Here is a 20,351-nt window from a genome sequence, read left to right as displayed (position 1 = left end):
TTCGAAAGACCGTGTCGGGAAAAGCTAGTAATTGATACCAAACTCGAGGATGCTTCCTTGGAGCGACATCAGGTTATTGAGCCGCCCCATGTTGTACGAGTAGTATTGCATCTGATTGAGCCACACTTGCCCCTCAAACCCTACCCGCAATCGGGTGTTGACTCTACGCGAGCACTGTTCCCACTCCAGTCCACAAGCCAGTCGCAACATGGTAGCGGCGCCGCGTATCGGTTCGGAGTTGATGGCAATCGAAGACGGCACAGGAATCGTGGTCGATGTTGGTCCGTCGGTCTGGAATTGATCGCTAAAACTCCATGAGCCGTACATCAGAGCCCCCGATGGACTGAAGTAGACACTGAGCGCGTGATCTGGCCCCAGCGAAAGCGGCGCGCGAGCCTCGACACCTACGGCCGGTCCAATTCCCCAGATTTTCTGCGTGAGGTTCTCGGTCGCGGAACTGAATAGATAGTCTTGCGACGAGCTATCGATCGGGTCGTGCCACGAGGAATGTATCTGTTGCCGGATGATTGCCGACTTCAGCCCCACAAACGGTCGCAGCGCCAGTGCCCGGCTAACAAACAAGTTTCGCCCGACCTCGAGGTCGATCGTGTGGAACTGGACATCCCAGTTGATGTGCCCGCTCTCGTAGTGCGGTCCAAACCCGGTGCCATCGGGATTGCCGGCGAAGAAGTTCCCAAGAAACGCCGAGTAGACATCGCCCGCCGCCTCGTTGGTGGCCCCTGTGTTGAAATAGGTGTAGTACAGGCTGGCCTGGGGGCCACCATCCACCAGGGCATAGTCCAGCCCGACGCGCAACCCTGCATCCCAATCGAATGGCGCATCGACCAGAGTGGCCGTGCCGGCAAGACTACCGGACGATCCTTGCGGAGTGATTTCCTGTGCCCAGTTTTCCGCGCTTCCTTCGGTCAGTTTCCAGCATAGGAGATCGACGTATGGCGTGATCGTCGCCACTGGCGGCGAACTCCGCATTGACGGACCATCGATCTCGTGAACGTGGTACGACGCTTCGCCGAAGAGTTCACCCGAATCGGCCACTAAGGGCGGTTCGAGCACTTCCACTTCAAGCGGATCCGCGCAGACGGGGGCGGCGTAGAGCATGCACGCAAGCAACCCGGCGCAGAACGGCGCCGAATGGCCATAGCCACGGCGTTGGGGCGATCTATCGAACCGCAAGAACATCGATCGCCAAATTTCGAGTGCACCTGGATGAGACCGAACACACCGCCGATTCACCCGCTACTTGAAGGGGGAAACAGAGGCAACGCGTCCGAATGTTTTGCTTAATCGCTAAAATCGACCAGCGATAGCTTCCCACGTGAGCCAAACTGCAGAAAAAGGCTCAAGCCGGACGCCCTGAAGCAAGGCTGCCAGTCCTGCAGGATCAGAATTCCTCGATTCCGCCGAGATCGCTCGTGGAGACTCGCTTCAATCCTTAAAGCACGCTTCGAAAAACTGCTGCAGCGTCCCGTCATACTCTGCACAGGCGAGGAACTCGTGGCCAGCCTGGTCTCCCCAGGAGTAGTTGATAAGTACCCGGCCATCGTACTCACATAGATCGAGGTCCGAATTGTTTCTGTTCACGGCGTTTTTTATCTCGTCTCGTTGGTTCGCATTGAGACCGGCGTTGTATACTCGCTTGTCCTCCTCCCCAAAACGCATAATGGGATTGACCTTGCTCCGGTGCCAGTGCCTTAAGTCTCGACTCCGTGCAATGCACGGATTGAACTCATAGTCGCCAGTAGCTTCGAGGTAGATCAGATAAAACCACTTGTCGACGAACCGGATGGTCGGACAAGCCGAATAACGTTCCTTCGTGTACACCGCTTCTTCTGGCAGGACGGTCCATTGCTTCAGGTCCCGCGACTCTGCGAATCTCGCAGTAAACCGTTGCCCCGCGACATTAGCCGGAGCTCCGACTTCAAATGCCATTACGTATCGGTCACCTGCACGACACACACTTGTATTGAATAGCTCCCACCCTTCTATGCTCAGCGCCTCAGACGAATGCCATGTCTTAAGGTCATCTGACCAAAACTGCTGGACCTTATTGGCTCCCCACCCCGGAGTCCCAAATACCCACATGCGCTCGTCAGCGACCAGGGCGCAGCCTAAATCGTGCCCTTCGGCAAATGCCGGCGTGGCCTGCTGGCTGGCGACGTCGACAAAACGGAAGTAGGGCTTGGAGGTCGTATTGCCTGGATATCGTTTTCGCACCGATTCAAATCGATAGAGATTGTTCCGGTAGACGATGGGCTGAGTCTCGACAAGATGCAAGTCAATAGTTCCAAGCTTCCGGATCTCAGGACGTTCTGCCATACAGGCAGACGCACACAGACAACTCATCGCATATACCAACATCCACGAAGAAACGCACTTCAACACCGGAACCTCCCTTTGCTGCACCGATAGAAACGCCTCGCGGGAGGCGGCTTATTTACCATGGCTGATACCAGAATCTCTCGGGCAAGCGAACACATCACCAATTCCCGAGATGCAACGCAACGGAGTTCTAGTTAACCAGACATTCCTCACTGGTTCAACGACGTCGTGTGCAGATTCATCATGAATGCGATGAAGCTCATTTGCTTCGCGCGAGATCCTGAAGATAAAGCAATTACATTTTATGGAGACAGTCCGTGACGCCGGATGCCCTACTCCACAGCGTTAGCGCAGCCGAATGCAATTGGGAACAACGGCAGTGCGGACAATGTGAGGGGCCTAGCGCCAGCGCTGCCGATACTGGGCAGGCGATCAGCCAGCAAGCTGGTATCGCCTAGCCGAACGGAGTCGGCAACATACCGCCGAGAAGTCGGGGGAGCCCATCCCCGAGTTCAGGACAACACTTCAGAGGCTTTCGCCAATATCCAAAAAAGGATACATAAAGCGTTGACCTCACGTGAGGTCATGTCTATACTCACGGCATCAGGCGCCAAATACCGAAAACTCGACCTCTTCCCCCCTCGAGTGCATCGCGGGCGGGAAATTCCTCCATGCTCTACTGGGCAGCTGGCTGGGAGGAATTTCCCAGGTGGAACCGCGTGTGACCGATCCTTCACACTACGGAGTAACGCCAGGATGATTCCGGAGCCTATGCCATCCGAAGTGGGCGCAGCCCAAATGGAACAACTTTCAAGCAGAGTCAGGATTCGGCACCGCACCGAGCGTGGGTTCACATTGGTGGAACTGCTCGTAGTGATTGCGATCATTGGAATCCTGGTTGCACTGCTTCTTCCGGCCGTGCAAGCGGCTCGCGAGGCCGCAAGACGAGCCGCCTGCAGCAACAATCTGCATCAGTTAGTCCTGGCTTGCCTGAATTACGAAAGCGCGCGTGGAACTTACCCGCCTGGCGCTGAATCCGCCATTGGTGGCGATTGGTCAAGCGGCTACGGGCCAAGTTGGAGGGCGCATATCTTGCCGTACATGGAAGGTACTGCCGTTAGCGATTCCATCGATATGTACGAGCCCGGTGGCCTGGACCTGGATCGGGGACCAACCCACAGTGACAATTATCTTGCCCTCGACGGCTACGCGCCCGATAGCATTTTTTGCCCATCCAGCGACATGCCTCGATTGCTTCCGCAAGTCGCAAGTGGGGTCAACGTGGCCGCGGCCGACTACGCGGGCGTGGCTGGCGCATCGGGCAACGACCCTCAAGAACGTTACCTGCGAACCAGCGCCAACATCCATGCTTACAACGGGATTCTCTGCTCGCACTGCGACACCAAAGTTGCGAAGGTGACGGACGGAACTTCTAACGTTTTGCTTCTCGCGGAGCAATCGAAGTGGGGGCTTACGGTCCCTCCCGGTGAGAGCGTACCCACAAAGACCGACTGTCGAAGCAGTGGTTTGCACGGAGCGTGGCTGGGAACGTTCCTGAAACACCGAGGGGAGGGAGGTGGCAATGAATTCGATGACCGTGTCTACAACACGACCACGATCGGCCGCCCTCTAGGAACCGAATTTTGCGACTTTGTTCGCGATAATTCCAGCGATGGCTACTGCAACGGCGAACCCTGTACCATGCTAGACAATCGCACACCGGTTTTGTCGTCGCATCCTGGTGGTGCTCAGGTGGCGATGGCCGACGGTTCGGTGCAGTTTCTCACCGAAGACACGGACTTCGGCATGTTTCAATTAATGGCCATCCGCGACGACGGACTACTGGAACCTCTACCCGTACGAGGTGGTTCCACGGGCAGGCAATAGGCGAAACGGAGAGCGAGGATTGGATATGCGTGTAGTACTTGCACTGCTGTTACTTTTACTGCCCGTCGGCTGTAGCCGGGGCCCTCAAATGGCGGAAGTAGCTGGCACCGTCACCTATGGCGGAGAGCCCGTTACCGAGGGAACCATACAGTTTTACCCTACACAAGCGGGCCCCATGGCGGTTGGGCGCCTTGCCGATGATGGTACATTTGTGTTGAGCACTTCTGAGGCAGGCGACGGTGCACGAGTCGGCGAGTATATCGTCGTTGTAGTACCTCCCAGTGACATCAATCGGCTGCAAAGCGAGTTGAAGCCGGGACAGAAGAGGTCCTCCACTTTCGAGAACATTCCCGCAAGTATTCGCAATCAGCAAACGAGTACTTTAATGGCCGATGTGGAGGCAAAACAGAATAGCTTTACTTTTGACTTGAAAGAGTTGGAATCGCACAGGTAACCGGTCGATTGCGCGCTTGAGTTCCTCACAACTTTCCATCTTCAGATCAACCCTTCCATCTACTGAAGACAAAACGCCGGAGTTGATGTAGTGGTTCGAATACAGCAGTGGTGGAATGCGACTATGCCAAATTTGAGAGTTGCCTTGCTGGTCTCTGTAGTAGGGTTTGCTGCAATTGCCCAAGGAGCGCCACGCCTGCTCTTTTCTGCAAGCGAGTCCAACGATCTGTTGCAGGTGGCGAAGGCAACGTTCGGCCCGCAGGTCGTCCGGTTTGATAGTCCACAGCAAGCCATCGAAGCTGCGACCGCTGGCGATGCCCTGGTCATCGTGGCCGATGGTTACCCAGAGACTCCTTCGGCCGTTTCCAAGACGGACCTGCAAGCGATCCGTGATAAGAATCTTCGGTGCTATGTGGAGTATCCAGATTTTCTTCGAGGTTCCCAGAACTTCTCAGCAACGGAATCTCATGTCGAACGCGTAGTAGCAGTCGACAATTTCTTCGCCCCAGCGATCCCCCGCTTGTCGGTACTGCAGGCCAATGGGCTGCACTATGTGCCCATCGATCCGTCCCTGCGAGAAGAGTTTGGTAAACCCATACTGGTTTCAGCCAGGGTCGCCGGTTTTGACAGTGCGATATTCGGCCTGCCAGACAAGACCGCACCATTACTGCTGGTGAACGATGAACAAACCTTGTACCTGGGGGCCACAGGCCTGAGCCATTTTCGCCAAGGCCGGTACTCACCCTATTCCTCTTGGCAGGCTGTGTGGAATACCCTGTTGGGACATTTGATGGATTCAGCGACCCCGGTGGCGGTGGCGTACCCCCCTGCGATTGTGTCGGCCACCTATGGGTCTAGTGAACCGCTGCCACCAGCAGCCCAGCGCAAGGCCATCGAGCGAGGAGTCGCCTGGTTTGCTAAAGCAAACATGATTGTCCATCCCGATTGGCAAGTGCGCGTCGCTTCGCCGCAAGTCCGGGTTCCCCCACTCGAGGCGGGGCTTCCGGTCGGCGACGGCAGCCTCGGCAGCATGGAAGCCATACTGTCCATCATAAAGTGGGATGGGCATCAGGTCGTGAGCAGTGTGCAACGCGGTGATTGCATTGCCGAAACAGCCATGGCCCACGCACTGTACTCGCGGCTGTCAAACGACGGCGCCCACCAACAAACCGCTCGAAATCTACTAGATTACTATCTGCTGGATTCGGAAGCATGCAAGAACGAACGCGGTGACCCAAGTCATGGTGCCTACGGACTGATTTCCTGGGGCATCACGAACCCCGCCTGGTGCGTGGCCAATTATGGTGATGACAATGCAAGGATTATGCTGGCGACTATGGCCACCGCCGGAGTGTTGGGAGAGGATCGCTGGAACAAAACGATTGCTCGCTGCATGATTGGCAATCTTCGAACGACTGGACAACTTGGCTTCCGCGGTGATCGGATCGACATTGGGCCACTCGGCCAAAACGGGTGGAAACACTACTTCGCACAAAGCCCGGTGAGCTACGCGCCCCATTTCGAGTGCTATTTGTGGGCGTGCTACCTGTGGGCCTATTCGCAAACGCACGACCCGTTGCTGCTGGATCGGGCCAGCACTGCGCTGGAAATGACCATGCAGCAGTATCCCGATGGGCTGCGATGGACCAATGGGCTGGCTCAGGAGCGAGCGCGCATCGTGCTTCCTCTGGCCTGGCTGGTGCGCATCGACGATTCCCCCAAGCATCGTGCAATGCTCACTAAAGCCGTGGATGGTCTATTGTCTATTCAGGATGAGTGCGGGGCTATCCGGGAAGAGATCGGACCACCAGGGCGCGGGATGTTTCCGCCGCCTGGGTCGAACGAGGCCTATGGCGTATCCGAAGCATCTCTGATTGCCCGCAACGGAGATCCGGTGGCTGACATGCTGTATACGAACAACTTCGCACTGCTTGCACTTCATGAAGCTGCGGCTGTAATGGATGACGAGCGAGTGCGTCATGCCGAGGACCGCCTGGCGGACTTTTTGATACGGATTCAAGCTCGCAGTGATGAAGTCCAGGAAGTCGACGGTGGTTGGATGCGAGCCTTTGATTTCGAGCGATGGGAACATTGGGGCTCGAACGCGGATCATGGCTGGGGGGCTTGGAGCATCGAGTCGGGGTGGACGCAGGCTTGGATTACTTCGGTGCTGCTCATGCGGGAAAAGGACACCACTCTCTGGGAGTTGATGAGCAAGGCCGATCTATCGGACGACTATCCGACCATCCGCGACCAAATGCTTCCGCAGGAGTACGTGGACGAAGTTGAATCAGATGACAATGAACACTAGCCAGTATTGACAGAGGCGCATGAGCACCGTTGACCCAAAATTCGAAGCGAGTGAGATACCTACCGAGGGTGGTTTACTCGACGCCCATCGCAGGCAGAAGCTAAGCGAGGTTTACCGATCTGCGCTTCTGGATGATATCGTTCCTTGGTGGCAAGAGCACTCAGTCGATACCGAACAGGGGGGATATTTCTCTCGCCTGAACCGCGAAGGTCAACCCTACAGTTTCGACAAGGACATGTGGATGACCGGGCGCCAGGTATGGATGTTCGCCCATTTGTACAATCGCCACGAGCAGCGCCCATTGTGGTTGGAAATTGCCCGTACGGGCGCTAGCTTTCTGTTGCAGCATGCTTTTCGCCCCGATGGAGGAATGTACTTTCGTACCAATCGAGAGGGCAAGCCGCTGGCCTCGATTTTGAGCGTCTACACCAAGGTATTCGCAGCCATCGGTTTGCTGGAATACGCCAAGGCCGCTAACGATGGGCAGGCGTACGATCGGGCTCTGTCGCTTTACGGTGACCTTGAATTCGAGTTGCGTCGATTGTCGGATACTCCGCTTCTTGGCTACCCGCTGAAGCACGAGTTTGATTTGCACTCACGTTACATCTGCCTGATGACAGTGGCTTGGGTATTCAATGAATGCGATCCATGCGATAGATATGCTTCCGCATGCACCGCGGCCATGGACCACATTCTTAACCGGTTTTGGAAGCCCGAGCAGAACGTGCTGCTCGAGAACGTTGGTCCCCAGGGCGAGGTGCTCATCGATCTGCCCGAGGGCCGAACCATCAATCCAGGTCACGCCCTAGAGAGCGCTTGGATGATGCTTGAAATCGCCGCTCGCGATGAAAATCAAACGGCCATCGACCTCTGCGTCGACATTATACTTGCATCCTTGAAGGGTGGATGGGATGAAGAGCAGGGAGGTCTTTTCTACATCAAAAATTTTGACGACACTCCCTGCCATTGTATCGAATCACAGTGCAAGCTGTGGTGGCCTCACGGGGAAGCGCTCTACGCTACGATGCTGGGATGGAGCCTAACCGGCAAGGCGGAACTGGCGTCCTGGTACAACAAAATCCACCACTACACCTTCTCGCGTTTTCCCGATGAGGAATGTGGCGAATGGTACGGCTATCTTAATCGCGATGGATCCCCGATTTGGACGGCTAAGGCCAATGGCTGGAAAGGCTGTTTTCACGTCCCTCGCATCCTGTTCCGTGCATTTCAGTTGCTCTCCTCCAACAAGAGCGAATAGAACGCACCTCAAAGCGACAGCATCGCAGCAATGAACCATCACGATTCAGGTTTGATTTCTGAATCCCCCGGCAAGGGGTTCTTGCTGGGGGTTTGCGCCGTTGCCTCGTTGGGTGGATTGCTGTTTGGTTTCGATACGGCCGTCATATCTGGCACTGTCTCTAGTGTTTCCGAGCGGTTTGCACTTTCGGGATGGCACGTTGGCTGGTTTGCAAGTTCGGCCTTGCTCGGCTGCATCGTCGGAGCGGCTTTTGCCGGAGTGTTGAGTGATCGCCTCGGCCGCCGACCGGTATTGATTGCAGCCGCCAGTCTGTTCTTGATTTCCGCTATTGGCTCAGCGGTGCCCCCTAATTTTGGCTGGCTGGCGATCGCGCGCGTTGTCGGCGGCCTGGGAGTGGGGTTGGCGTCCGTCGTCGCTCCCACCTACATCGCAGAGTTCTCTCCGGCAGCCGTGCGCGGCAGACTAGTCGCGCTATACCAACTGTCCATCGTTATCGGGATCCTGCTGGCCTATCTAAGCAATTTTGGCCTGCAAAACTGGTCAGAACATCTGGTCGGCTCCTCGGCAGGTATCGCTTGGGTCGATTGGTTAGTACGCGATGAGACGTGGCGGGGAATGTTCGGTGCCGAGGTCCTTCCTGCTCTGTCCTTCCTGCTCCTACTTTGCTTCTCTCCCGAAAGCCCACGATGGCTCATCCTCAATGGACAGGCGGAGAAAGGCCGTCAACTGCTTGGCCATGTGCAGGCATTGCACGCAGCGGAGGCAGAATACCGAGCGATTATCGATGGCACATTGAATACCAAGTCGAGCTGGACCGAGATATTGCAGCCTCGTTATCGGCGTGCCTTGATAGTTGGTGTGGGGCTTTCGCTCTTTGGACAGCTCACCGGCGTAAACGTGGTTGTGTATTTCGGTCCATCGATCCTCGAATCGGCAGGCATTGCGAAAGATGGAGCGCTTGCCTTCCAAGTCGGATTCGGTGTGATTAATCTGGTCTTCACGTTGATAGCACTGGCTCTGATCGACTCCTGGGGACGAAGGTCCTTGCTTATTGGCGGCATGTCCGTTGTGAGTGGCATGTTGCTTGTAGTCGGCGCGCTCTTCGCCATGCAGTCCGAGGCACAATTCCGTTGGAGCGAATATGGAATTGTCGCAGCACTCGCCATCTATTTCGCGGCAGTTGCCTTGTCAATCTGCGCCGTGATCTGGGTGCTCACACCCGAAGTGTTTCCCAACCAGGTGCGGGGAACTGGCGTGTCCATTGCCACATTCACCAACTGGGCAACCAATGCCCTGAGTGCCTTCTGGTTTCCGGTGGTTACCGAGCGATTCAGCATGCAGACCGCCTTCTTCCTGTTTGCATTTATTTGCCTGATCGCCACCTACTTTTTTTACAAGGTCGTACCCGAGACTCGCGGTCGCAGCTTGGAAGAGATCGAAACCGGCTGGCTTCACGTGTCGAAAGCAAGCCTGACGTGAACACCATCGAACATTCAACTTGCCAACATCCTCTCCCCGAACCGACATGCTCGATGCACGTATCGACAGCCATCTCAACACCATCCACCGGCGAATGTGATGCCGTGGCGTGAGTTTCGCCCCCCCGCTCGAATCCCGCACGGCAAACCGTCCCAATCGCGACACATCAGATATCGAAAAACACCGAGAAAAACGCTTGACCTCTCGTGAGGTCTCCGCTATCGTAGGAAACCCTGGGAACTCCAAGCAGGCGTGCTGAATACTTTCCCCTCCACGCTAAACCCTATTGCTTCTCCCCTTCTCGAGGACCCGCTTCATGCCTCGCAAGAAAGCCCAATCGACGGACAAGGCGGACTCGCGCATTCGCCTTGCTGACATCGCCAAAGCAGCCGGTGTCTCGCGAGGTGTCGTTGGCCGTGTGCTCAATGGAGGAAAGGGAAACTCAAGGGTTGCCGAGGCTACCGCCAAACGAATCTTGGAGATCGCCAGGCACATGAAATACCAGCCCAACGTCGCTGCACAGCAACTCAAAGGGATGCGTACGCACATGTTTGGCACACTGGTCGCTTCGGCCGGCGATCCACTGCGGTCGTTTCTAGTTCAGCATCTCGATACCGAGGCGGTGAAGTCCGGCTACCACACAATGATCGGTAACACGATTGGTAGCGACACCGTCGGACCGAACCAGTTCGACTACTACGTGGACGAGCTCTCTCGTCGAGCAGTAGATGGCGTGTTCTGTGCCATCCACAACTGGTTCGAAGGAGACCGCAAGGCGCTCACGGAGCGGCATCCCAACACCGTCTTCTTCGAAGATCCGGGAGTTCGCGGAGCGCATGTCGTCAAAGCCAATCGTTACATTGCCGCACGCCTGGCTACGCGGCACCTGCTGGAACGTGGTCGCCGACGCATTGCCTTGATTGTCTCGGATCTGAAAAAGCCAACCTGCCAGGACAGGCTTCGTGGATTTCGCGACGAACACGAGGCTTACGGCAAGCAAGCGCAAGATGACTTGGTGTTCAACGCGGCGGAACATGGAAAGGCGTTCGCATGGCACAACCCTGAATTGCTCACATGGCAGTTCCCAGAGGAGGTCGTCGATCTCGCCATCGACGAGTTGGTTCGAGATGCCGGTGCGGACGCCCTGGTTTGCAACGACGACTTCTGGGCTGCCACGGTACTTCGCAGACTGCACGCACGCGGTGTCTCCGTACCGGCGCACGTCGCTGTGGTGGGCTACCTGAATCACTACCTTGCAGATTGGACCGACCCGCCACTAACCACGATCGACACTCGCCAAGATTTAGCAGCCGAGAGGATGCTGAAGATGATGGAGCATTTGGTCATGCAAGGACCTCTGCCTGAAGAGGATCGCGTTGTTGAGATCACGCCAAGGCTTGTTGTCAGGGGATCCAGCTAAGTTGCCCCCTGATCTCACACCCAATTTCCACGCATTGACACCTACCGCCTTCGTTCCGCGGTGCTTGAAGGCAACTCACCCACGCATTAGCCCCACACGAGGAACTACTACATGTCTGTAACACTTCTCGGAAGACTCGCAGTCGGTTTGAATCTCACGATTGTCGCAATGTGGGCTCCTATCGCGTGGTCCCAGGAATCGTACACGTACACCTACGACAACGTCGGCGATCTGTCAACAATCGCTGGGTTTGACGCAGGAGGAGCGATTAACGGCGGTTTGAATGACGGGGTTGGCCTGCCTGGCTACACGCCTTCGGCCAATCTCTGGAACGCTGGTGAACCAGGCACCATTTACCAAGAGGGTTCGGGCAACCCGGTTCCGCAGCCAGGCGTTACACTTTCGTTGTCCGGTGGCGCAACGGATCTCTCCAACGTGGTCGTCTACTTCTTCGAATACTCTGGTGCGGGAATCACCGCTCCGGAGTCCATCACGGCTACTGTCAATGGGGAAGAGCGAACGATCACTGCTGCGGATGGAGCCTACGACAGTTCGTTTTCAAATGGCCCCGAAGGCTTTGGAGACATACGGTCGGCGGGGATCGATCTAACGGGGCTCAATAGCGACACCATCGAAATCGATTTGTTCAACACCGTCGACTTCACGCTGGGCATTGGCGAGTGGACCGGGTTGACCGAAATCGTTGTCAATGACCCCAACTTCGATTTTTCCGTTCTCCCGCTTCGCGTTACTGCGGATCGCCAATCGGGTGAATTGTTGCTGACCAATCCGAATAACGTCCCGGTAGGCTTGAAGGGCTACTCGATTACGTCCGCGGTTGGGGCTCTCTCGCCAACGCACTGGACGTCGATCGCCAACACGTACGACGCAGATAGCCAAGCAGGGACAGTGGTCGACTCTGACGACACTTGGACAGAACTATCGGACGCCGGCACCCAAAGCTCCCTGGAACTGAGTGAATATCAGTTCGGCGTGGGTGATGGCGGTGTCGTTGCTGCGAACAGTTCTGTTTCACTTGGAGTCGATGTGTGGATCAAGAATCCGAATGAAGATCTTGTGTTTGAGTACGTCGATCCCACGTCACTTGAGATCACTTCGCTGCCCGTGCAATTTACAGGAAACGACGATAACGCATTCGCCCGTAGCGATCTTAATTTCGATGGCAACATTGATGAGGATGACTGGAACATTTACGCAGGAGGGCTTTCGATGGATTTGGCTTCGGAAAGCATCGCGTTTGCCTACCAGCACGGCGATCTGGATGGCGATCTGGACAACGACCTGGGTGACCTGAGAATCTTCAAGGCAGACTACGACGATTTCAACACCCCGGGAGCGTTTGCTGCAATGGTAGCAGGACAGTCCGTGCCGGAGCCGAGTTCTGCAATTCTCTTGGTCGCAACGGTCTGTTTGGTGAATCAACTGCGACGCTTCCGCCCTCTGGTCTCATTGTTGCTAGTAGCTTGCCTGCTGAGTTTCATCACGACGACCGCCGAAGCGCAGTTGCTGGGGCTGTACCAGTTCGAGCAGGATGGTAACGACAATCAACTCAGCGCAGGCACTTACAATATCGGCAATACATTTCTGGACAGCACTGGCCGTGAGAACCATGCGTCAGTAGCCGTGGGCGCTGTCGAACTCGTGGCGGGGCAGTCCGGATACGGAAATGCAGCCCAGTTTGATGCCGATGGCCTCGAAGCAATCCTGGCAGACGCTCCGAGCGAAATTGGAGATTTTGCCGCCGCGTTCTGGATGCAAACGACACCAGACGCCGGGACGACAGACACCTATGTGCTGTCGCGTTCGAGTAGCACGCAGATATCGGTGATCTACGACTACCTGGACAACAACGTTGAATTCTACGGGTGCTGCGGAGGAGAACAGGATGTTCGGACCGGATCGCAGATCCCCGTGCCCGATTCCGACTGGCACCACGTTGTCTACTCCAGAACTGGCGATGACTATGTCTACTACTACGATGGAGTCAAAACGGAAATCAGCACACTCGCCAGCTTAATCCCATCGCCCGAACGTTTAACTATCGGAATGTCGGGCCCGGGGATCAACAACTTTAGCGGCCTGCTCGATGATGTGGCCTGGTTCGACGAGGGGCTTGACCAGTCCCAGGTCAATAGTGTCATGGCTGGCGACTTCTCGGAGTTCATTAACTTGCTCGACCTGCAGGTGAATACCACAACCGGCATTGTCACTCTCAGCAATGCAAATGACGCTCCCATCTCGATAGATGGCTATCAAATCCAGAGTGCGTCGAATTCACTGGACCCTGTCGCGTGGAATAGCCTGGACGAGCAAGGTCTTGATTCTCTCGGCGATGGAGCGGGCGAGAGTTGGTTTCAGGGAGGTGGTTCCAACGCTGGCGACGTTAGTGAGGGATTCTTGTTAGGCACCACCACTCTTGACCACAACGAGGCCATTTCGCTTGGCAATCTGTACGACGAAACTGTCGATGGCCAAGATCTGGTGTTCCGGTTCACCTCGGACTCGGGGACGTTTCGTGGCAAAGTATCCTATGTCAGCGGTGGCGTGACTGGCGACTACAACGAAGATGGATTGGTCAACCTGGCCGACTACGTCGTCTGGCGAAACAATCTGGGAGCATCCGTCGCACCAGGAACAGGGGCCGATGGCAATGGCGACGGGACCATCAATGCCGCTGACTACTCGGAATGGAAGAACAACTTTGCTTCCCCACTTTCATCGCCATTAAATGCTTCGACACAGTCGGTACCCGAACCGGCTACAGCCCTGGTGGTGGTGGTCGGACTTTCGATAGGCATCGCCGGACGTTTCCGGCCCATCGTCGCCAAACTGCTTTCACTCCGCTCGCTTAGCTGGGTACTCGCCTTGCTTCTCACGGGGACGATCAACACCTGTGCGTTTGCCTTGGAACTTGATCGCGACTATCTGCTTGGAGATAGTACCTTTGAAAGCGCTTCGGCTGGGATGGAAGTTGGCTCCCAGTTCGCTGGTTCCGTTGACGAAGGGCTGACCTTCGACTCCAACGGCACGCTGTCGGCAGGCACCGCTATCGACCTGATTCGGGGTACGCTCGAAGCGAATAACAATGCAAGTTACGTATCGGTCTCCGATCGCCCTGGCGCCGGCAATACCCTAGGTGTGGCCTTCGACGGAACGGGCGACTACCTGTTAGCTCCCCGCCTGGGCCTGCCGAGCACTTCGGATGCAGCCACGATAGCAACCACTCCAAAAGACTACGCTGGAATTGCGAACCGCGGTTTCCAATTCTGGGCCAAGCCAAACTCCAGTGGCGCTGGCGCCACCCAGTCCCTGGTGCTCGACACCAATCAGCATGGGGTGATGATTAGCGATCAAGACACTTGGATGATGCGGTATGCGGGCGTCGACACCGACACTGGCATCGCCGTCGACTACGATTCCTGGTCGCACCTGATGCTCGTACGACCGTCTGGTGCCGCCGACGGAGCGAGACTATTCCTCAATGGCGAAGCAATCGCGGCCCAGGCCACTGGCTACGACGGAGCGGACAATGCACCACTGGTGCTGGGCGCCAATACCGATGTCGAAATGCCTGGTACGCAAGATTTTTACTCCGGTGTGATCGACGATCTTAGTTTATTCGTATTCGGAACCAGTTCGGGCGGAACGGAGTACGGCGAATTCGACTTCGCTGCAGACAACGCCTTTGCCACGACTGATCTCAGCGGAACCCCTGGCGACGTCAACCAAGAAGACGGGCTCACCGTAGATGACGTCGGTGCGTTCGTCGCGGGATGGTACAGTGAGAATCTGGTCAATGGTGTTCGCGTCGGCGACTTGAACTCCATCCGGAATGGCGACTTGAATCTGGACGGCATCACCGACCTCAGCGATGCCGTGCTGCTTGACCAGGCGCTGATTGATGCCGGTTTGGGGGGAGCACTCGCCTTCGGATCCGACGGCGTGCCCTTTGTAGCAACCCATTCGGTACCAGAGCCAACAGCATGGGGCAGCGCTGCTGTTGGCATCGTGGTGATCGCCGGCGTGCGGAGGCGACTCCGCCGCCGGTGATCATTTCTTGAAGGACAATCAGGCGAATGACCATCACCACAGACTTTGCTACTTCCTGAGCTTGTTGTTGATTTTCACCCTCTGCTGGAGCCGACTAATGAGAAACTACTCCGTGATTGTTGCTTCGATGGCTATGGCATTTGTGCTGTTATGCTCCCTCCACTCCGTAACGATGGCTGGCACGATTGCTGTGTCCAGCTACACATACAACAACTTGGGGGACCTGAACGCCATCGCCGGCAAGGACGCCCCCAGTGGCGAACCTCAGGCACTGATCGATGGCCAGGGAAAAGCGGGTGAGTATACGCCTGGCACGTTCTTCTGGGACGCAGGGCAGGAAGGCACCATCTACAATGAAGCGAACGGCGATATCGAAGCTGGACAGCCCCAGCCAAGTGTAACCTTTGACTTGGGAGATACCTACGATCTGGGGGCCCTGGTGGTCCATTACGGAGAGCGGACCCCATCCGGTGTTGTCGCTCCGGCGGCGGTCGAAGTGCTGGTAGACGGAAACTCCCTTGGATCGTTCGGCGGCTTCGATAACACGCCCACATCGGGTGACGCGGTAAGCCCAGACTACTATGGTGCCGTGAGATCCAACACTATTGGTCTCACCGGCGCTTCGGGCCAGTTTGTCGAACTGCGATTCCATGGCAACCTTCACAACCCGGAACTATTCTCCGATTCGTGGTTGGGGCTGATGGAGGTAGAGTTTAATCAGGTGGCCGAACCTGCTACGTCGAGCATGGTCTGCTTGATGCTGGCCACAATGATTGCAGGTGGCCTCGCTCGACGTAGGAAGCCCGTTCAAGACTAATGCTGGTAGCAAGCACAGCAGGGCCGGCACCGTCGGCTCTGCTCCCTCTCTCGATTGCCGTTCGGCCTTAGGCATTGCGCAGCAACTTGCGGTGGCTAGCATTGGCTCCGGAAAAACGGAAGATGTTCTCGCGAACACGAAAGTCCACGCCGTATCGCTCCCCAGCCTGCCATCCGCTGGCAGACCAGGTTCTCCCCCTTGCTCGACTCCACCGTCCGTTTTGCACGCCTTTCGTGCTATTCAGGTATTCGGGGGGACGAGGCCACTGCCGTCGGACATGAAAAAGGGTGCATCCGCAAGGGATCTCTGGTAGGCTGTTGGCACGTGTGCAGCTAGCTTATCGAGATTTTCATCCTGGCAAGGCATTGGTAGTTGTAATGCATCTTCGAAGTCGTCTGTGGCGGGGCAGTCGCTACCCGTCGGCCGGTTGGTGGCTCATGGTTTTTGGGGTCGCAGCACCCTCACTGGCCGAACCGGTGGTGGATCAGCAGTACGATATTTCGCAGTCGTACGGTGGGTCGATCGTTGCCGCGTCGAGTGGCATCCGCTACGAACTTGCCCAATCGTTTACCGTTGGTCTGCAGGGACAGTTGTCGGCGGTCGGGCTGGAGCTGGGGCGCGACGCCGGGACCCTTGGGGACATTGATGTCGAGATTCGCGACTTCAATGGCAGCGAGCCAGGCAGCACGGTGTTGGCCCAGCAGACGATTCCGATTGATTCGCTGCCCATCACGGGGCCGGGTGGCTCGGTGCCGTTTACCAGCGTCGATCTGTCGACGGCCGGCTTGTTGGTGAACCCTGGAGAGCAATACGCCATTGTCGTCAGCCGCGACGGTACTTTCAGCAGTCCCCATGCAATCTGGAACTATGGCCCTCCGGTTTACTCAAGCGGCAGTTCCTACGACCGATTCGAGACCCAAGCCTGGACGGCCTTTGGGAGCGTGGACTACGGCTTCCAGACCCTCATCGAGCAGAATCCCGTCGATACCCAGCAGCTTACGCTCACGCCGACGTTCGATGTGCAGGCCGACTCTGATGGACTTGGTGGATTCACGTTGAGCGAAGGCGATAACACGCTCGAAGCCTACCAGGGTGCTTCGCGCGAGGCGCGGCCCGTGCTGGAGTTTCCCATTGATGCCATTCCCGACAACGCTACCATCACCAGCGCGACGTTGTCGGTGTTTGTGAACGTCTTCACGACTAGCGGCGGTCAGAACCCGGCCATCGATTTTGGTGGCTACCAAGGGAACGGAACGCCTGAGTTGGCCGACATCGCGGCCGGAACCGCGGCCCTAGGCAGCACGGGAACTATTACGCAGTCGGGCGTGCACGAAGTGTCGTTGTCGACGGGGCTGCTGCAGTCGCTACTGGCTCAGACCGATCACCTGGGCGTTGTTGGCACGGCGGGTGCATTTGCGCTGCAGGCTGGTTTTGGCAGTAGCGAATACGCCGCGCTGTTGAACAACTCCGAATGGGGGCCGCGTCTTACCGTGAGTTTCACCACGCCCGACGAGCCACCCCCTACGCCGGGTGACTACAACGGCAATCGCGTGCCGGACCTGGCCGACTACACCGTGTGGCGCAACACATTGGGCTCCACCACGGACCTGCGGGCCGATGGCAACCACAACAACGTCATCGACGCGGGCGACTATCAGGCTTGGCGCGACGCTATGACATCGTTGTATCCAGCCGGTTTGAAGAACGGCGATTTCGAGACGGGCGATCTCGAGCACTGGGAGTCGTTTGTCACCGAAAATGGCGTGGTCTCCTCCGGCTATCCCCGCGCCGAGTTGATCGACGTGACCGGCGATGGCAACGAAAGCTACGCCATGCGCATTCGCGGTTCCCAGGACAACGTCGACTTCAGCAGTCCTCCTGCGGGGGGCGGCATCCGGCAAGAGTTCCTGCTGGTAACGCCGGGCGACTACTCGCTGTCGATGGACATTGCGTCGACCAATGAGCAGGAGTTCGGCAATACGGCCCCCGGGTTGTACGAACTGTTGTTCGACGGCGTCATTGTCGACTCGCTCGATTTGAATGGCACGACCATCGGAGGCTTCGAGATTATCCGCGACTCGCTGGCCGCCGCGCTACTTGGGGTCGAGGCAGGGCTGCACACGGTGGAAATACGCTTCCTGCGCACGGGCAACAATACCCGCCCCGTCTATGGCCACGTCGACAACTTGCAACTAGCGTTGCTAACGGCTGGTCAGCAAACGGCCGCCATCCCGGAGCCCTCGTCGCTTGCAGCACTCGCAACCCTGGTGCTGGCCTCCGTCGCACTGCGCGGAGCGACGAAATCTGTAGGGCCGGGCGTGTAGAATAATCGCCGTTGAAGTTGCTCTATCGAGTGATCTAATTGAGCTACGTGGCATACTGCGCGCCGCGGCCCTTGGTCAACTGTTGGTGGTAGGCCCTGGGTTAGAAGCTGTGGGGCCCAAGGGGTATGCAGCTGGCACTTTGAGTGTGCTAGCCGACCGTTCCCAAGAGTTTTGGTCATCTTGGAGCGCAGGGGGGACAAAACCCCGTACGATTTGGGCGTGTCCGGTTTCGTAACTTGTTTGTCTGTAAAGGGTTGTGAAATCGAAGGCGGCCAGAACCGCGAGGGTTTTGGGTCCATGAATCGCGTACCCCAAAAGTGGCCCAAAACGACCAAAACTCTGGCGTGCTAACTCGCTGGAACTGGCGAGACGTGGCGTTCTAGCTCACAGACAAACCGCGGTCGGTAGCTGCTTGTTCGCGGCCATACACGGCCAACGTCGACTCGAAGGTCTCTTTGGGGACCTTCCACACGGGGTTGGCGTCGGTGTGAGAGTTGCAGTGGGCGACGATCACGCGGTACAGGAATTTGAACAAGTTGCGCGGCGTACGTAGCGAACGGAAGGCGTCGATCAGCCGTTGGTCGGAGACTCCATCGTCGAACATCGTGCGGAGCTCCGGCGTGGCTCCGTCCTGGGCACACGCTTCCAGTCGGGCGTTGGCCAGGTCGTACAGCGCCTCGCCGGTCCAGTCGAGCGAGGGAATCATGTTTTGTTTGTCGATGCGAGCCCGTTGGTGGAACTCGCGGGTTTCGCGGTTCAGGTGCTCGACCAGTTCGTTGGCCAGCAGTAGCTTGAGCCCCACGCCCGGCTGCTTGAGGAACTTGTTATCGAGCATCGACCACACGAAGTCGCGCATTAGCTCCACCGAACCGTTCACCAGGTGCGGCTCGTCCACGCGGTCGACCAATACCAGGATGCCATTGAAACCAAGCGAAGTCAGAACGCCCTGGAACTTGGCCAATAGCTCGTACCGGTCGTCGGTCCGGCGGCGGCTGGGCAAGGGCTGGCCATGCAGGTCGCGGTCGGGCATGCGCATGAACAGCCGGCGAAGCGACGAGGTATCGCGCTTCAGCGCCCGCACGTTTTTGGCGACGCCGCGGGCCTCGAAGTGGCAGCGCCACCAACGAATCATCCACGGCACCCAGCCCAGCAGTACCAGGACCACGGCCAGCCAGCCCCACAGGGCGGTGAAATTTTCGTTGCGGATGAGGTAGATCACCAGCGCCGCTATGGCGGCCGATACACCCCAACCCAACAGCGGCGTAGCGTAGGTCGACCAACCGCCGTACCACAGTTTACGGCGGAGCTTATTGGTGCGGTCGGCGAACGACTCGCTGAGCGAATCGTCGTAGCAGGCGGACAGCAACAACAGGTCGCGTTTCTGATATTTGTCGAGCTTCGAACGCAGATCGTTGGCGATTTGATTCGGCGGGGCGTTGCCGGGGCCTTGAGTGCCCAGGATCAAGTTCACCAAGTTCGTTGTGCCCAGCGATAGGATGGCATCCATATGATCCCACAGCTTCCATTCCTCCAGCACCTTGGCCGAATCGCGCTGCTTGCGGGCCGGCAAGCGATCGGCAAAGCGGTCGAGGAACGGATTGAAATCGTCGTACTCGATGACCCAGATCTTGGCATCCGGATTCTCGCGATTGTGCTCGGCCAGCTTGCCCATGATTTGCAGCCGCATGGCGGTCTTGCCAGCGCCCTTTTCGCCGAACACGATCGAGGTGGCGGGGTCGGCCGGATCGCCGAATACTTTGTCCCACACGGGGTGGAACGTGCTGGTGCGGCAGCGGTTCTTGAAAACCGGATCGGTTTGCGCGTCCTCCTCCGCAAAGGGGTTCATCGAAACGCCGTGGTGCTGGAGAAACTTTTCGGTGCGCATGGAGTTGGGGTGGGGGAGCGGAGTTGGTGGGCGCGTGGGTGCTAAAACGGTAGGACTTTACTGCGTACAATTATAGGTGACCGAAGGCGGTTCCGCTGGAGGTTCC

Annotated in this window: 12 protein-coding genes; 9 read left to right on the top strand and 3 right to left on the bottom strand. The window is 57.2% G+C overall.

Going from position 1 to position 20,351, the window contains the following annotated elements:
* Nucleotides 1-24: 24 nt before the first annotated feature.
* Nucleotides 25-1,119 (bottom strand): Lpg1974 family pore-forming outer membrane protein, encoded by a 1,095-nt coding sequence (locus NG895_RS24955; RefSeq protein WP_252855272.1) that lies wholly within the window; start codon nt 1,117-1,119, stop codon nt 25-27.
* A 327-nt stretch (nt 1,120-1,446) separates the two neighbouring features.
* Nucleotides 1,447-2,295, bottom strand: coding sequence for a glycoside hydrolase family protein (locus NG895_RS24950; protein WP_252855271.1), 849 nt, complete (start codon nt 2,293-2,295; stop codon nt 1,447-1,449).
* Between the two features lie 816 nt (nt 2,296-3,111).
* Here NG895_RS24950 and NG895_RS24945 point away from each other — a divergent pair.
* The 9 genes from NG895_RS24945 (at nt 3,112) to NG895_RS24905 (ending at nt 18,360) form a co-directional block, all read left to right on the top strand.
* Complete coding sequence (locus NG895_RS24945) at nt 3,112-4,227, top strand: DUF1559 family PulG-like putative transporter (protein WP_482758166.1); 1,116 nt, start codon at nt 3,112-3,114, stop codon at nt 4,225-4,227.
* A gap of 88 nt (nt 4,228-4,315) precedes the next feature.
* Nucleotides 4,316-4,681 carry a hypothetical protein gene (locus tag NG895_RS24940; protein WP_252855270.1) on the top strand — a complete coding sequence of 122 codons (366 nt, stop codon included), beginning with the start codon at nt 4,316-4,318 and terminating at the stop codon, nt 4,679-4,681.
* A gap of 123 nt (nt 4,682-4,804) precedes the next feature.
* Entirely contained in the window at nt 4,805-6,991 is a 2,187-nt protein-coding gene (locus tag NG895_RS24935) for a hypothetical protein (protein WP_252855269.1), read from the top strand.
* A gap of 19 nt (nt 6,992-7,010) precedes the next feature.
* Nucleotides 7,011-8,249 carry an AGE family epimerase/isomerase gene (locus NG895_RS24930; protein WP_252855268.1) on the top strand — a complete coding sequence of 413 codons (1,239 nt, stop codon included), beginning with the start codon at nt 7,011-7,013 and terminating at the stop codon, nt 8,247-8,249.
* A gap of 30 nt (nt 8,250-8,279) precedes the next feature.
* Nucleotides 8,280-9,728, top strand: coding sequence for a sugar porter family MFS transporter (locus NG895_RS24925; RefSeq protein WP_252855267.1), 1,449 nt, complete (start codon nt 8,280-8,282; stop codon nt 9,726-9,728).
* Between the two features lie 316 nt (nt 9,729-10,044).
* Nucleotides 10,045-11,148 (top strand): LacI family DNA-binding transcriptional regulator, encoded by a 1,104-nt coding sequence (locus tag NG895_RS24920; protein WP_252855266.1) that lies wholly within the window; start codon nt 10,045-10,047, stop codon nt 11,146-11,148.
* 111 nt (nt 11,149-11,259) lie between these two features.
* Nucleotides 11,260-15,219, top strand: coding sequence for a LamG-like jellyroll fold domain-containing protein (locus NG895_RS24915; RefSeq protein ID WP_252855265.1), 3,960 nt, complete (start codon nt 11,260-11,262; stop codon nt 15,217-15,219).
* A 97-nt stretch (nt 15,220-15,316) separates the two neighbouring features.
* On the top strand, nt 15,317-16,036 hold the full coding sequence (locus tag NG895_RS24910) for a hypothetical protein (protein WP_252855264.1): 720 nt from the start codon (nt 15,317-15,319) through the stop codon (nt 16,034-16,036).
* A gap of 377 nt (nt 16,037-16,413) precedes the next feature.
* Nucleotides 16,414-18,360, top strand: a complete 1,947-nt coding sequence (locus tag NG895_RS24905; protein WP_252855263.1) for a hypothetical protein — start codon at nt 16,414-16,416, stop codon at nt 18,358-18,360.
* A gap of 379 nt (nt 18,361-18,739) precedes the next feature.
* On the opposite strand, the gene NG895_RS24900 is transcribed toward NG895_RS24905, so the two are convergent.
* Entirely contained in the window at nt 18,740-20,245 is a 1,506-nt protein-coding gene (locus NG895_RS24900) for a hypothetical protein (protein ID WP_252855262.1), read from the bottom strand.
* Nucleotides 20,246-20,351 lie beyond the last annotated feature (106 nt).

The organism is Aeoliella straminimaris (genome assembly GCF_024054565.1).
Lineage (GTDB): Bacteria > Planctomycetota > Planctomycetia > Pirellulales > Lacipirellulaceae > Aeoliella > Aeoliella straminimaris.
The sequence above is the reverse complement of the archived record's forward strand: the minus strand, read 5'-3'. Positions and strand labels throughout refer to the sequence as shown.